This window comes from Isoptericola sp. NPDC055063 (assembly GCF_053608125.1).
This window is the reverse complement of sequence record NZ_JBSGUW010000006.1, coordinates 21,109-34,446: the sequence shown is the minus strand read 5'-3', so window position 1 is coordinate 34,446 and position 13,338 is coordinate 21,109. Positions and strand designations below refer to the sequence as shown.

General features: G+C 75.0%; 14 protein-coding genes and 2 tRNA genes. 9 read left to right on the top strand and 7 right to left on the bottom strand.

Annotation, left to right across the window (positions count from 1 at the left end):
* Nucleotides 1-25 precede the first annotated feature (25 nt).
* The 4 genes from ACWF41_RS08745 to ACWF41_RS08730 all read right to left on the bottom strand — a co-directional run bounded on the left by ACWF41_RS08745 (nt 26) and on the right by ACWF41_RS08730 (nt 5,138).
* Entirely contained in the window at nt 26-1,615 is a 1,590-nt protein-coding gene (locus ACWF41_RS08745) for a GTPase (RefSeq protein WP_380320643.1), read from the bottom strand.
* Nucleotides 1,612-3,273 (bottom strand): GTPase, encoded by a 1,662-nt coding sequence (locus ACWF41_RS08740; RefSeq protein ID WP_380320646.1) that lies wholly within the window; start codon nt 3,271-3,273, stop codon nt 1,612-1,614. The genes ACWF41_RS08745 and ACWF41_RS08740 overlap by 4 nt, the downstream gene beginning before the upstream one ends.
* A 96-nt stretch (nt 3,274-3,369) precedes the next feature.
* Nucleotides 3,370-4,236 (bottom strand): NAD(P)-dependent oxidoreductase, encoded by an 867-nt coding sequence (locus tag ACWF41_RS08735; protein WP_380320649.1) that lies wholly within the window; start codon nt 4,234-4,236, stop codon nt 3,370-3,372.
* Nucleotides 4,233-5,138: an NAD(P)-dependent oxidoreductase gene (locus ACWF41_RS08730; protein WP_380320651.1), complete on the bottom strand. Its 906-nt coding sequence runs from the start codon at nt 5,136-5,138 to the stop codon at nt 4,233-4,235. Before ACWF41_RS08730 ends, ACWF41_RS08735 begins: the two co-directional genes overlap by 4 nt.
* Nucleotides 5,139-5,273: 135 nt before the next feature.
* Between ACWF41_RS08730 and ACWF41_RS08725 the strand changes: the two genes are divergently transcribed.
* Complete coding sequence (locus tag ACWF41_RS08725; protein WP_380320654.1) at nt 5,274-5,654, top strand: winged helix-turn-helix transcriptional regulator; 381 nt, start codon at nt 5,274-5,276, stop codon at nt 5,652-5,654.
* A 36-nt stretch (nt 5,655-5,690) separates the two neighbouring features.
* Here the strand turns inward: ACWF41_RS08725 and ACWF41_RS08720 are convergent, their stop codons facing one another.
* The gene (locus tag ACWF41_RS08720) at nt 5,691-6,122 is read right to left on the bottom strand and encodes a group I intron-associated PD-(D/E)XK endonuclease (RefSeq protein ID WP_380320657.1); all 432 of its coding nucleotides are present in this window, start codon (nt 6,120-6,122) and stop codon (nt 5,691-5,693) included.
* Nucleotides 6,123-6,221: 99 nt separating this feature from the next.
* On the opposite strand from ACWF41_RS08720, the gene ACWF41_RS08715 reads away from it, so the two are divergent.
* From ACWF41_RS08715 to ACWF41_RS08690, 6 genes are all read left to right on the top strand, one after another.
* Nucleotides 6,222-6,295, top strand: a tRNA-Arg gene (locus ACWF41_RS08715).
* A gap of 205 nt (nt 6,296-6,500) precedes the next feature.
* Nucleotides 6,501-6,680: a hypothetical protein gene (locus tag ACWF41_RS08710; RefSeq protein WP_380320660.1), complete on the top strand. Its 180-nt coding sequence runs from the start codon at nt 6,501-6,503 to the stop codon at nt 6,678-6,680.
* 157 nt (nt 6,681-6,837) lie between these two features.
* Nucleotides 6,838-7,476 (top strand): oligoribonuclease, encoded by a 639-nt coding sequence (orn, locus tag ACWF41_RS08705; RefSeq protein WP_380320663.1) that lies wholly within the window; start codon nt 6,838-6,840, stop codon nt 7,474-7,476.
* A gap of 56 nt (nt 7,477-7,532) precedes the next feature.
* A tRNA-His gene (locus ACWF41_RS08700) sits at nt 7,533-7,605 on the top strand.
* A 132-nt stretch (nt 7,606-7,737) separates the two neighbouring features.
* Nucleotides 7,738-9,030: an MFS transporter gene (locus ACWF41_RS08695; RefSeq protein ID WP_380320666.1), complete on the top strand. Its 1,293-nt coding sequence runs from the start codon at nt 7,738-7,740 to the stop codon at nt 9,028-9,030.
* The gene (locus ACWF41_RS08690; RefSeq protein WP_380320669.1) at nt 9,027-9,779 is read left to right on the top strand and encodes an ankyrin repeat domain-containing protein; all 753 of its coding nucleotides are present in this window, start codon (nt 9,027-9,029) and stop codon (nt 9,777-9,779) included. The genes ACWF41_RS08695 and ACWF41_RS08690 overlap by 4 nt, the downstream gene beginning before the upstream one ends.
* 1 nt (nt 9,780) lies before the next feature.
* On the opposite strand, the gene ACWF41_RS08685 is transcribed toward ACWF41_RS08690, so the two are convergent.
* Nucleotides 9,781-10,686, bottom strand: a complete 906-nt coding sequence (locus tag ACWF41_RS08685) for an ATP-grasp domain-containing protein (protein WP_380320672.1) — start codon at nt 10,684-10,686, stop codon at nt 9,781-9,783.
* A gap of 9 nt (nt 10,687-10,695) precedes the next feature.
* Nucleotides 10,696-11,772 (bottom strand): ABC transporter ATP-binding protein, encoded by a 1,077-nt coding sequence (locus tag ACWF41_RS08680; protein WP_380320675.1) that lies wholly within the window; start codon nt 11,770-11,772, stop codon nt 10,696-10,698.
* 96 nt (nt 11,773-11,868) lie between these two features.
* Between ACWF41_RS08680 and ACWF41_RS08675 the strand changes: the two genes are divergently transcribed.
* Together ACWF41_RS08675 and ACWF41_RS08670 are read left to right on the top strand one after the other, a co-directional pair.
* Nucleotides 11,869-12,549: an ABC transporter permease gene (locus tag ACWF41_RS08675; RefSeq protein ID WP_380320678.1), complete on the top strand. Its 681-nt coding sequence runs from the start codon at nt 11,869-11,871 to the stop codon at nt 12,547-12,549.
* Nucleotides 12,546-13,271, top strand: a complete 726-nt coding sequence (locus ACWF41_RS08670) for an ABC transporter permease (RefSeq protein ID WP_380320681.1) — start codon at nt 12,546-12,548, stop codon at nt 13,269-13,271. Before ACWF41_RS08675 ends, ACWF41_RS08670 begins: the two co-directional genes overlap by 4 nt.
* Nucleotides 13,272-13,338 lie beyond the last annotated feature (67 nt).

The window sequence follows — 13,338 nt, the reverse complement described above, 5'->3', positions numbered from 1 at the left end:
ACGGTCGCCGGCGGTGCGCCCAGGATCAGTCGCGCGGTGCCCGGTGCGCGCCCCTCGGGGCGGCATCTGTGGACGACGCCGCCAGCTCGCCGCCTGTGGGCAGCCTCAGAGACCCGGTGAGCGGCCGCGACGTCGGAAGCTCGGTCGCCGCCTGGGCGAGCTCCCGCACCCGGCGGTGCTCGACGAGCAGCTTCTGCGTGGGCTCCCCGAGCCCCTCGGACAGCACCCGCTCGAGCGCGGCGCGGCCGGCCGAGGCCACCGCCTGCTCCCGCTTGCGCGCGAGGGCGCGCCGCGCACCCGTCGCCGCGAACGCCACCGCGACGGCGGCGACCGCCAGCACCGCCGCGCCCCCGAGGAGCACGCCGCCCCAGGGGTCGCCGAGGTCCAGCACGCCGGTGAGGGCGAGCACCGCGACGACGGCCGCCACCACGGCCACCCCGCCGAGCACCCACGACGTGCGGCGCAGGGTGCGCGCCGACGACGGGCCGCGGGTGTCGAGCACGACGCCCCGCAGCGCCCCCGCCACCGAGGTGCGCAGCTGGTCCGCCCCCGCGACCGAGGCCGCCAGCGACCGCTGCCAGCCGGGGCGCAGCGAGGCACCCGCGCGGGTGAGCCAGCGGGCCCGCGACAGCGCCACCGCGTCGCGGTCCGGCGGCGGCACCTCGGGGCGGCCGTACCCGTTGCGCACGGCGTTGCCGACCTGGGTCGCCACCGCGTCCAGGCCCGTGGCGGCGACGAGAGCGTCGAGCTCGCGCTCGACCGCCGGGCCCATCTGCCACGGCACCTCGGCCGGCGTCTGCGCCAGCAGGAGGCGGGCCGCCGCGTCGAGCTCGGCGGCCGCGCGCCCGGCCGCCACCGACCGTCGCGCGCAGGCCTCCTCCAGGAGCCTCCGCACCTGGTCGATGCCCTCGCCCGTCTTCGCGGAGACCCCTTGCACGTACACGCCGCGCAGCCCGTCGTCCTCGAGCAGGCGCGCCAGGTCCGCCTGGAGGTTCTCGCGCTGCGCGTCGGGCACGGTGTCGACCTGGTTGAGCAGCACGACCATCGAGGACTCCGAGCCCACGGCCTCGCGCAGGTAGCCGGAGTGCAGCGCGTCGTCGGCGTACTTCTGCGGGTCCACGACCCACACCAGCAGGTCGACCAGCGGCAGCACGCGGTCCACGACCTCGCGGTGCGCCGGCTCGACCGAGTCGTGGTCGGGCAGGTCGAGCAGCACCAGCCCGGCCAGCTTCTCCTCGTCCTCGCCGTCGAGCTCGCCGCCCTGCGTGATCCGCCGCTCGCGGTCCACGCCGACCCAGTCGAGCAGCGCCTCGGCGTCGTCCGACCACGAGCAGGCCGTGACGCGGGCCGTCGTCGGGCGCTTCACGCCGACGTCGGCGAAGCTCAGCCGCGACACCTTGTTGAACAGGCTCGACTTGCCCGACCCGGTGCCCCCGGCGAACGCCACCACCGTGTGGTCCACGCCGAGCGCGAGCCGCTCGCGCACCCCCTCGACCGCGGCGGTGACGCGCTTCGACGTCGCGTCGTCCAGGCGGGGGCCGGCGATCGTCAACGCCTCGGCGAGGTCCTCGGTGCGCGCACGCAGGGTCGCGTCGTGGGTCGGGCCCTCGGTCATGTCAGCCTCCTGAGCTCGGCGAGTCGCACGCGCAGCCCCGCGGCCGCGTCGTCGGCGGGTTCGGACGGCGCGAGGTCGTCCAGGACGGCCTGCACCTCGGCGTCGACGACGGCGGCCGCGCGGTCGCCGAGGTCCTCGCGCAGGGCCACGACCGGGTCGTTCGCCGCGTCCCCGAGGACGCGGTCCAGGAGGCGGGCCGCGTCGTCGCTGCCGGCGGCCGACGCCAGGAGCAGCGTCGCCACGCCCCGCGCGCCGAACGCCTTCACGGCGGCCTCCACGCGGGGAGACGGGGCCCCGCCCGCGAGGTCCGCGACGGCGGCGTCCGCGCTCTCGGCCCAGGCCGCGACCCGGCCGGGCACGTCCGCCTCGCGGGCCGCCGCGCGGACCGCCCCGTCCGGCGCCACGGCCTCGCCGCCGGCGGGCGCGCCCGGCCCGGCGAGCACCGCCCGCAGCCGCTCCTCCACGCGCGAGCCGGAGGCGGCAAGGGTGCGCGCGGCGGCGTCCACGACGTCGGACCGCAGGCCGTCGAGAGCGACCTCGCGCGCACGGCCGGCGCGGCGCGTGCTGCGGGCCCGGTCGCCGCGCACCTTGACCCGGTCCACGCCCGCGGTGCCGGACAGCTCGCGCCACCGCGCCTCGACGGACGCCCCCGCCACCACCCCCGCGGCGACGGCGTCGCGCGCCAGCCGCTCCGCGGCGGGGATCTCCTCGCTGACGCGGCGGCGCAGCACGTGCGCGGCCTCCTGCTGGGCGTCGAGCGCGTCCGCGAGCGACGTCACCCAGCCGGGCAGGGCACCCAGCGCGCCTTTGAGGGTCCGCACGACCACCGCCCGCGAACGGTCCGGGCCCGCGAGCATGCTCAGCCAGCGCCGCACGGGCTGCACGACCGCGGGGTCGAGCAGGCCCTCGTGCGGGCCGACGTCCGGGATCACGAACAGCGGCACGTCGGTCATCCCGTGCTCGCGCAGGCGCTGCAGGAGGTCGCCGCGCACCGTGGTGAGCGTCTCCTTCGGCACCCGGTTGAGCACCATCGCCACGGACGCGCCGCGCTCGGTCGCGCGGCCCAGCGCCTGCCAGGGCAGCGCGTCGCCGTAGCGGGCGGCGGTCGTGACGAAGAGCCACAGGTCGGCCGCCTCGAGCAGCTGCTGCGCCGTGGACCGGTTCGCCTGGACGAAGGAGTCGAGGTCCGGGGCGTCGAGCAGGGCGGTGCCGCGCGGCACGCCCTCGTGCTGCACGACGCGCGACAGCTCCGTCACCGGCCCGGACGACATGACGTCGGCGTCCAGGGGGTGGTGGGCGAGCACGGGCTCCCGCGTCGTGGGGCGCAGCACGCCGGCCTCGGAGACGGCCTCGCCGAGCAGCGAGTTGTACAGGGTGGACTTGCCCGCCCCGGTGGACCCCGCCACCACGACGACCGCCGGGGACGACAGCTCCTTCAGCCGCGGCAGCAGGTGCTCGTCGAGCTGCGCCAGCAGCCGGTCGCGGGAGGCCGCGGCCTCCTCGGCGCCGTCGATCGGCAGGGGCAGCTCCACGGCCGCGACGTCGCGGCGCAGGTCGCGGGCGACGTCGTGGACGGTGACGCCGATCTCCTCGCTCGCCCCCGCGTCTTTCCTGCTCGCGGCGCGGCGCGAGGCACGGGTTTCCAGGGAAGGAGTCACGGGCACATCCTTCCCGCTGGGGCCGGTCGTGCCAAACGCGCGCGCCGCCGCGAGGTTGATCCCCGCGCGGCGCGCGCCCGATCCGTCCCCCGGCCGTCAGCGCCGACGGAGGCTCTCGTAGATGCGCTCGAACCCCTCCGCCCCGTGCCCCGCGTCCACCTGGCGACGGCGGAGCTCCTCCACCATCGCGATCGGTGCCGGGTCCACGCCCTGCTCCTCGCTGGCCCGCACCAGGTGTCCCAGGTCCGACCAGTCGAGGCTCTGGACCGGGGCCGTGTAGTCGCCGCGGTCGACGACCTCGGCGTCCAGGGCGAACGCCGCGGTCATCGCGGCGAGGAACGGGCCCGCGCGGCGCGCGAAGGTCCGCGCGTCCACGCCGTCGACGCCGACCATCGCAGCGCCGTGCAGGAAGCCCGCGAACATCGTGTACATCCCCGAAAGCATCGCCAGGTCCAGCAGCGACGCCCGCCCGGGGTCGGTGCTCTCGAACGTGCTCGTCGCCCATGTGTCGAGGACGCGGCGCGACCGGTCGAACACGTCCTCGTCCCCGCTGTAGAGGACCTCCGCACCGGGCGCACCGATCATCAGAGGGGTCGCCATGATCGCGCCGTCGAGGTACCGGACGCCCCGCGCCGCCGCCCAGGCCGCGACCTCCCGCGCCTCCTGCGGGGTGGTCGTGGTGAGGTTGACGAGGTCGCGGCCGCGCAGCTCCTCGGCGAGCGGGTCGAGCGTGGCGTGCACCGACGCGTGGTCGTAGAGGCAGACGACGACCGTCGGCGCGGCGAGGACCGCGTCCCTGGAGCTCCCCGCCCGGCGCGCACCGCGGTCCACGAGCCCCGCGCCGCGGCCGGGCGACCGGTTCCAGACGATGACGTCGTGACCGGCGTCGAGCAGCGCACCGGCCAGCGCGCGCCCCATGTGGCCGAGGCCGAGCACCGCGACCGTCTCCGCCCCGCGGCTCACCGCGGGTCCCGGATGCCGTCGAGGATGCGCGTCCAGCCGTCGGCCCCGTGGCCGTCGTCGATCGTGCGGCGGTAGTGGGCCTGGACCGCGCGCGGCAGCTCGAGGTCGATCCCCGCCGCCTCGCTGGCCGCGACCACGTGGTCGGCGGTGGCGCCCATCATCGTCGTGGAGCTGAGGGCGCCGGGGTGCTGCCCGGCGTCGATGCGCGACCCCGCGTCCTCGCCCTCCCCCGCCGCGAGCATCGCGGGGATGCCGGTCAGGGTGGCCAGCGCCTCGGGGAGGAACTCGCGCGCCGTGACGCCGGCGGTGCCGACCAGCGCGGTGGCGTGCATCAGGGCGGACAGCGCGGTGAGGAAGACGTCGAGCTGCGCCTGGTACATCAGCTGCGCCAGCCCGGGGTCGGCACCCACGTACCGGGGCTCGCCGATGCGCCCGAGGACGTCGTGATGGCGGTCGAGCAGCTCCCGCGGCCCGCTGTAGTACACGGAGGCAGCCTCCGTGCCGACGGCCGGCGCCGGGTTCATCACGCCGCCGGTGAGGAAGCCGGCACCGTGCGCGGACGCCCAGGCCGCGGCCTCACGGGTGCGCTCCGGCGTGTCCGAGCTGAGGTTGACGAGGGTGCGGCCGGCGAGCTCGTCGGTCGCGCCCGCGAGGATCTCGTCCATGGCGGCGTAGTCGGTGAGGCTGAGGACGACGAGTTCGGCGGCCGCGAGCGCGGCCCGAGGAGTCGGGACGAGGACGGCGCCGGCGCGCACCACGCCGTCGGCGCGGGCGGGCGTGCGGTTCCAGACGGTCACGGGGTGGCCGGCCGCGAGCAGGCTGCGGACCATCGCCTGCCCCATCGGGCCGAGGCCGATCACCGTGACCGGCGCCGGGCCGGCCGGCGCGAGGTGCTGCGTCATACGTCTCTCCTCCAGGTGGGGGTTGTCCTTCGGACCGGACACCTCCATGCTCAGGGGGTACAACGAGACCGTGAAGTACGCACTAAGAACTGCGGTACTTGCCAAAAAGTAAGTGCCCGAGCCCCGGGGAGCACCATGACCGCCAGCACGCGGAGCGGGCCCTACGTCTGCGGCATCGACGCCGCACTTGACGTGGTCAGCGGCAAGTGGAAGGGCCTCATCCTCTGGGAGCTCGACGCGCACGGGGTGCGGCGGTTCGCCGAGCTGCGGCGCGGGCTGCCCGGCGTGAGCGAGAAGATGCTCACGCAGCACCTGCGCGAGATGGAGGCCGACGAACTCGTCGTCCGCACCGTGTACGCCGAGGTGCCCCCGCGGGTCGAGTACGCCCTCACCGAGCACGGGCGGGCGCTCAACGAGGCCCTCGCGCCCCTCGGCCGATGGGGCTCCGACCGCGTCCGGCGCGAGAGTCGCGAGCTGGTCGAGCACCCCGACGCGGCGGCCATGCCCCGGCCCTGACGGACGTGTGCGGTCGCCCGCCGTGCCGCCCTGACGTCAAGGACGTCGAGCGAGGTCCCCGAGGCTCCGGAACGTCGCAGCATCGAGGACACCGCTCGTCTGCCCGTTGCGGCTCGGCGCGACCCGAAGGGTCACTGACGCCCGATGGTCGTCCGGGCGGATGTAGTAGCACTCGTCCGTGTCCGGACAGTAGATGCACACGACGTCGACCGCGCTCTTGTCGGTCGGCACGGCATGGGTGCCCTGACGGTCGTTCCACACCGACCTGAAGTGGACCGTGATGGCTCCTGAACGGGCCGCCCGGTACTTGACCTGCAGCCGGTGGAATGCACCGTCCGCATACGCCACGAGATCGAACGGAGCGTGCTCCGTCGCAGGGAAGAGGACCACGAACCCCTGTCCCACGATGTCGGCGTGCGCCTTGGCCACGCCCAGGTCGCCCTTGTCCTTGGTGTGGTGCGGTGCCATCGGCCAAGACTAGTGGATGGGTCTTCCGTCGTTCGACCCGACGTTACCTTGTCGAACCTGGTCAGGGCCGACACGCCCTGGGCTAAACTCGGCTCGCTTGCCTCCGTAGCTCAGCTGGACAGAGCGGGTCACTTCTAATGACCGGGTCGCGGGTTCGAATCCTGCCGGGGGCACCGATCTGCAACCGCGGCAGGTGGCCGACACCGACGTCGCGCCACCCTGCCGACGTGGTGACCTGGGAAAAAGCCGTGCGCCCGGCGAGTGCTTCCCGGCAGACTCCTTCATGCACCGCGGTGACGCGCGGCCGGTCGGATTACCGGTCGCGGGGGTGGTCCCTGGCCCGGACCGACGACCCACGTCACGAAGGACACCATCACCATGTATTCCACGGACAGCCTGCTTCTCGTGCAGGCGATCCAGCGCGAGCGTCTCGACGACGCCGAGCGCCGACGCACCGTCCACCGACTGCACCAGCAGCAGAAGCTGCGCACGCAGCCGCACGCCCGCAAGCAGCGCACCAGCATCGCCCGGTGGCTGTTCGACTGGCTGACCGCATGACACCCGACGCGCGACCGTCGCCACGCCGCAGGCGCGCCGACGCCGCGACCACGAGGGCCCCGAGGCCCGGACCGTTCCTTCCGAACCGTCCGGAGCACCGGGGCCCTCGCCGTGTTCCCCGACCTCCCACCGGCCCACGGACCGTAGGCTGACCCTCGTGAGCCCCGCGAACCCGAACGAACGCATCGTCTGGATCGACTGCGAGATGACGGGCCTGGACCTGCGCGCCGACGCGCTCGTCGAGGTCGCCGCCGTGGTCACCGACTCCGAGCTGAACGTGCTCGGCGAGGGGGTCGACGTCGTCGTCGCGCCGCCCGCGGCCGCGCTCGAGCAGATGAACGACTTCGTGCGCGACATGCACACGACCTCGGGCCTCCTCGAGGAGCTGCCCGCCGGCACGACGCTCGCCGAGGCCGAGCAGGCCGTGCTCGACTACGTCCGCGAGTGGGTGCCGGACCCGGGCAAGGCCCCCCTGGCGGGGAACTCCGTGGGCACGGACAAGATGTTCCTCGACCGGGACATGCCCGAGCTCGTGGGGCACCTGCACTACCGGATCGTCGACGTGTCGTCGATCAAGGAGCTCGCCCGCCGCTGGTACCCGCGCGTCTACTTCGCCTCCCCCAAGAAGGAGGGCGGCCACCGTGCCCTCGCGGACATCCTCGAGAGCATCGACGAGCTGCGCTACTACCGCGAGGCCCTGCTCGTGCCCCAGCCCGGGCCGGACACGAAGACGGCGCGGGCCGTCGCCGAGCGGATCAAGGAGACGTCGGTCACCCGACGGACCGCGAAGTCCTGACCAGCCCCGCGGAGCGGGTATAGTTCTGGTCGGCCGGTCGCTCGCGTCCGGTCATGGTGGCTATAGCTCAGTCGGTAGAGCGCCTGGTTGTGGTCCAGGAGGTCGCCGGTTCAAGCCCGGTTAGCCACCCTGAGAAGCGCCCTGGAGACAGGGCGCTTTTTCTTTTGCCCAGCAACGCCCCTCTGCATCCGGTATACCATCGAGCCGGCCGTCGAACACGGTCCCCGCGACCGCCCTCGAGCAGAAGGAGGCCATCCCGTCGTGGCTCAGCAGGCCGCCCCCGCCCGCACGTCCGGCCCCGCCGCCGCGTTCTCCTCCCTGCGCGGCAACCGCCCCTTCCAGCTCCTGTGGGCATCGAACCTGTTCTTCTTCGGCGGGGTGTGGACGCAGACCCTCGTGCTCGGGTGGCTCGCTTTCGAGCTCACCCACTCCGAGCTGCTCGTCGCCGTCTACACCGCGGCGCGCCTGGCCCCGATGCTCCTCGGTCCCGTCGCGGGCGCCCTCGCCGACCGCTACGACCGCGTCCGGCTGCTGCTCGTCGCCTGCGTCTGGGCCGCCGGCGCCGTCGCCGTGGTCGCCGCGCTGGCGACCGCCGGCCTGCTCCCCTACTGGGCCCTCGTCATGGGCGGGTTCGCGATCGGCATCGGGCAGTCGCCCTCCCAGCCCGCCCGGATGTCGCTCGTGCTCGACCTCGTGGGCCGGGAGAACCTCTCGAACGCCAACGCGCTCAACTCCATGGCGATGAACATGACCCAGGTGATCGGCCCCGCGCTCGGCGGCGCCATGATCGCCGCGATCGGTGCCCCCGCCGCGCTCTGGGTCTCGACCGCCTGGTACGTCGCGTCGCTCCTGCTCCTGCTGCCGCTGCGCCGGCTCCGTACCCGCACCGGGCCGGGCGGGCACGCGTCGACGTCGGTGCTGCGCATGGTCACCAGCGGCTTCCGCGCCATCGCCGGCCACCGGCTGGCCGTCGCCGTCCTGCTGGTCACCCTGGCGGCCAACGTCTTCCTGTGGCCCGTCTACCAGTCGTTCATGCCCGTCTTCGCCTCGGAGTCGTTCGGGCTCGACGCCGCCGGCCTCGGCGCGCTGCTCACCTGCGCGGGCGTGGGCGGGCTCATCGGCTCGCTCGTCATCGCCGCGCTCGGCGACTTCCGCTTCAAGGGCGCCCTCTTCGTGGTCGGCACCACCGTGTGGGGCCTGGCCTGGGTGGCGTTCTCGCTCGTCACCGAGCCCACGACGGCGTTCGCGCTGATGGTCGTCATCGGCCTGGCCAGCGCCGCCTTCGGCGTGCTGCAGACCACCCTGCTGCTCATGACCACCGAGCCCGCCGTGCACGGCCGGGCCCTGGGCCTGCAGGAGCTCGCGATCGGCGTCATGCCCGCCGCCACCCTGGTCATCGGCACCGTCGCCGAGCGCGTCGGCGTGCAGCACACCGCGCTGGGCGCCGCGATCGCGCTCGTCGTCACCCTCGGGATCCTCATGATCGCCGTGCCCGACCTGCTGCGCCTGGGCCGGGCCGACGACGGCGCCCCCGCCGCCGAGGAGGCGGCATGACGCCCCGCCCGGGCCGTGGCCTCCCCTCGGCCCTGACGGCCCTCGCCGTCGGGGCCCTCGCCGCGTCCCTCGCCGCGTGCGCGGCACCCGACTCCACCGCCCCGCAGGAGGCCTCCGTGTCCCGTCCGTCGTCCAGTCCCTCGACCCCCGCACGGCCTGGCTCCACGGACGCCGAGCTCCTGCGCGCCGTCGAGCGGGACGACGTCGAGGCCGTGGCAGCCGCGCTGCGCGACGGCGCGGACCCCGACGCCCGCGACGGCGCGGACCGCCCCGCCGTCGTGACCGCCACGCGCCAGGGCGCGCTCGACGTCGTGCGCGAGCTGCTGGAGGCCGGCGCCGACCCGGACGCGAAGGACGCGATGTCCGACTCCGCGTTCCTGTACGCGGGAGCGGAGGGCCTCGACGACATCCTCGCGCTGACGATCGCGCACGGCGCCGACGTCACCAGCACCAACCGGTACGGCGGCACCGCGCTCATCCCCGCGAGCGAGCACGGGCACGTCTCGACGGTGGGCCTCCTGCTCGACGCCGGCGTGCCCGTCGACCACGTCAACAACCTCGGGTGGACGGCGCTGCACGAGGCGATCGTGCTCGGCGACGGGTCCGCCGACCAGGTCGCCGTCGTGCGGCTGCTGCTCGACGCGGGTGCCGACCCCATGATCCGCGACGGGCAGGGCGTGCTCCCCCGCGACCTCGCCGCCGACCGCGGCTACGACGCGATCGTCGCGGAGATCGACCGGGAGCGCTGAGTCAGGCCCGCGCGACGATCGCCGCAGCGAAGGCGTCCAGGGTCGCGGCCGTACCCGAGTGCTGCATCCACAGCGACGGCTCGGTGAGCTCGAGCTCGATGACCATGGGCGTGCCGTCGTCGCCGGTCACGAGGTCCACGCGGGCGTAGAGGAACGGGCGCTCGCCGCCGACCTGCTCGCGCGCCACGGAGAGGGCCTTCTCGGCCACGTCCACCTGGTCGGGGGTCGCGGTGGCGGGCTCCATCCGCTCGGCCGCATAGAGCGCCTCGCTCGCCTCCGCAGGCCCGGTCAGGAGCGCGTGCTTGCGCACGGCGTGCCGCAGCTCGCCGTCGACGAAGACGAGGCCCGTCTCCCCCGCGGTGTCGACCGACGTCACGTAGGGCTGGATCATCACGGCACGGCCGGCGTCGAGCAGGTCGGTCGCGTGGGTGATCGCGAGCGCCCGCGACTGCGCGGAGACCGGCTGGTAGCGGCCCGCGTCCTGCGCGCCCGCGCTCACCACGGGCTTGACCACGAAGTCGCCGAAGGCGGGCATGCGCGTGTGCACGGCGCGCTTGGACAGGTGCCGGTCGGGGTCGAGCCAGATCGTCGGGATGACGGGCACGCCCGCCTCCTCGAGGGTGCGCAGGTAGCCTTTGTCGGTGTTCCAGCGCAGCACGTCGGCCGGGTTCTCCAGGCGCGGCACGCGCTGCGCCCACGCGAGGAACTCGTCGCGGCGGGGCGAGTAGTCCCAGGTGGAGCGGACGACGACGAGGTCGTAGACCGACCAGTCGACCTCCGGGTCGTCCCACACGACGGCCTCGGCCACGACGCCGAGCTCGGGGAGCGCGTCGAGGAGCGGCCGGTCGTCGCTGTCGAGCCGGGGCAGGGCGGAGCAGGTGGCGAGGCCGATGCGCTTCGTGGTCACGCGGCGAGCCTAGTTCTCCGGCCCGCCCAGGTGCGCGCCGCTCGCCTCGGGCGCGTCGGGCGCCGCGGCGTCGGCCGCGCGCCGCAGCCCCCCGAGGATCCCGGCGGCGGTCAGCGAGCCGACGACGGCCCCGCCGTCGGCGGTCACCGGGACCCGCCCCTGGGACGACGTCGGCAGGGCCGCCACCGCCTCGAACGCGTCGGCGAGGCTCGCGCCGAGCGGGACCGGCGTCGGCGCGGGCTGCACGACGAGCGACGCGTCCTCCAGGTCCTCGCGCCGCACCTCGGCGAGCGCCAGCATCCGCTGGTGCGCCCCCGCGCCGACGAAGTCCCGCACGCGGTCCGTGGCGGGGTGCGCGAGGACGGTCAACGGCGAGGCGACCTGCTCGAGGTGGCCGCCCTGGGACAGCACCGCGACCCGGTCGCCGAGCCGGACCGCCTCGTCGACGTCGTGGGTGACCAGCACGACGGTGGTGCCCACCTCGCCCAGGATGCGCGCCACCTGGGTCTGCAGGTCGCGGCGGCGCTCGGGGTCGACGGCGCCGAACGGCTCGTCCATGAGCAGCACGGGCGGGTCGGTGGCGAGCGCACGTGCCACGCCCACGCGCTGCCGCTCGCCGCCCGAGAGCTGGTGGGGATAGCGCCGGCCGTACTGCCCGGCGGGCAGGCCGACGAGGTCGAGCACCTCGGCCACACGGGAGCGGACGCGCGACCGGTCCCAGCCGAGCAGGCGCGGCACGGTGGCGACGTTGGCCTCGACCGTGCGGTGCGGCAGCAGCCCGACGTCCTGGATGACGTAGCCGGTGCGCCGGCGCAGCGCCACGGGGTCCACCTGCGTGACGTCCTCGCCGTCCACCAGGACCCGCCCGCTCGTCAGCTCGACGAGGCGGTTGATCATCCGCAGCGTGGTCGACTTGCCGCAGCCCGACGGGCCCACCAGCGCCAGCACCTCCCCCGGCTCGACCCTCAGGCTCAGACCGTCGACCGCGACGGTGCCGTCCGGGTAGGCCTTGCGGACGGCGTCGAGCTCGATGCCGGCGGACAGCCGGGCGGGCTGCTGAGCGGGCCTGAGGGCGAGGTCGGGCATGGCTGCGAGGCTATCGAGGGCCGCGGACACCCCGGCCCGCGGCGCGCCGGGGCGTGGGCCGCCGCGGCGTCGGGGGCGCCCGCTACGGTCGAGCCCATGGTCACCGCCGTCGCCACCGCCGCGGACAACCCGTGGTTCTCCTGGTCGTACGTGACCGACAACGCCGACGTCCTGTGGGCGCGCACCACCGAGCACGCCCTCCTCACGATCGAGGCGGTCGCCATCGCCGCGCTCGTCGCGATCCCGCTGGGGCTCCTGGCCTCCCGGGTCCGCTGGCTCGCCGGCCCGCTGCTCGGCACGGCCGCCATCCTGTACACGGTGCCCTCGCTCGCGCTGTTCGCGATCCTCGCGCCGATCATGGGGATCGGCCGCCAGCCGGTGCTGCTCGGCCTCGTCCTGTACGCGCTGCTCGTCATCCTGCGGAACACGGTGACGGGGCTCGACGGCGTGGACCCGGCGGCCGTGGACGCCGCCCGGGGCGTCGGGCACGGCCCGCTGCAGGTGCTGGCGCGGGTCCGGCTGCCCAACGCCCTGCCGAGCATCGTGGCCGGGCTGCGGCTGGCCACCGTCACCACCGTCGCGCTCGTCACCGTGGGCGTCGTGGTGGGCTACGGCGGGCTCGGGCAGCTGATGTTCCAGGGGTTCCGCAACAACTTCTACCGCGCGGAGATCATGACGGCGACGATCGCCTGCGTCCTGCTCGCCCTCGTCCTCGACCTCGTGCTGTGGGTCGCCGGCCGCGCCCTCACGCCCTGGCTGCGCGGGAGGGCCGCATGAGCGCCGCGGCAGCACCCGTCGTCGGGGCCGTCGTCGCGGCGGAGGGCAACGGCGTCGTCGGCGACGCGATCGCCTACCTCAACGACCCGCTGAGCTGGACGGGCCCCGGGGGCATCCTCGAGCTGGGCCGCGAGCACCTGGCCCTCACCGCCGCGGCCGTGCTCGTGGCCGCCGTGGTCGCTTTGCCCGTCGGCGCGGCGCTGGGGCACGGCCGCCGGGGCGGAGGCGTCACCGTGTGGCTGACCAACGCCAGCCGCGCCGTCCCCACGCTCGGCATCATCCTGCTGCTCGCCACGGCGGGCCTGTTCGGCGACGGCGCGACGGTGGTGGCCGCCGCCCTCTTCGCGGTGCCGGTCCTGCTGGTCAACACGTACGAGGGCGTGCGCGGCGCGGACCCCTCGGCCCGCGACGCCGCGATCGGCCTCGGCATGCCGGGCCGCCAGGTGCTCACCCGGGTCGAGCTGCCGCTCGCCACGGGCCTGGTCGCGGCGGGCGTGCGCACCGCCGTCGTGCAGGTCAGCGCCACCGTGCCGCTGGCGGCGCTCGCCGGGGGCGGCGGCCTCGGTCAGATCATCGCGCTGGGCATGGGCACGCAGCGGTACGGGCAGGTGCTCGCCGGCGGCCTCCTGGTCGCGGCCCTCGCCCTCGTGCTCGACGGCGTCTTCGCCGTCGTGCAGCACGTCGTCACCCCCGCTCCGCTGCGCGCCGCCGCCCGGCGGTGAGCGGGCGGGTCCTGCAAACCGGTTGCCTGACCCGGACCCTCGCGGTCGAATAGGGCGGTTCACCCGA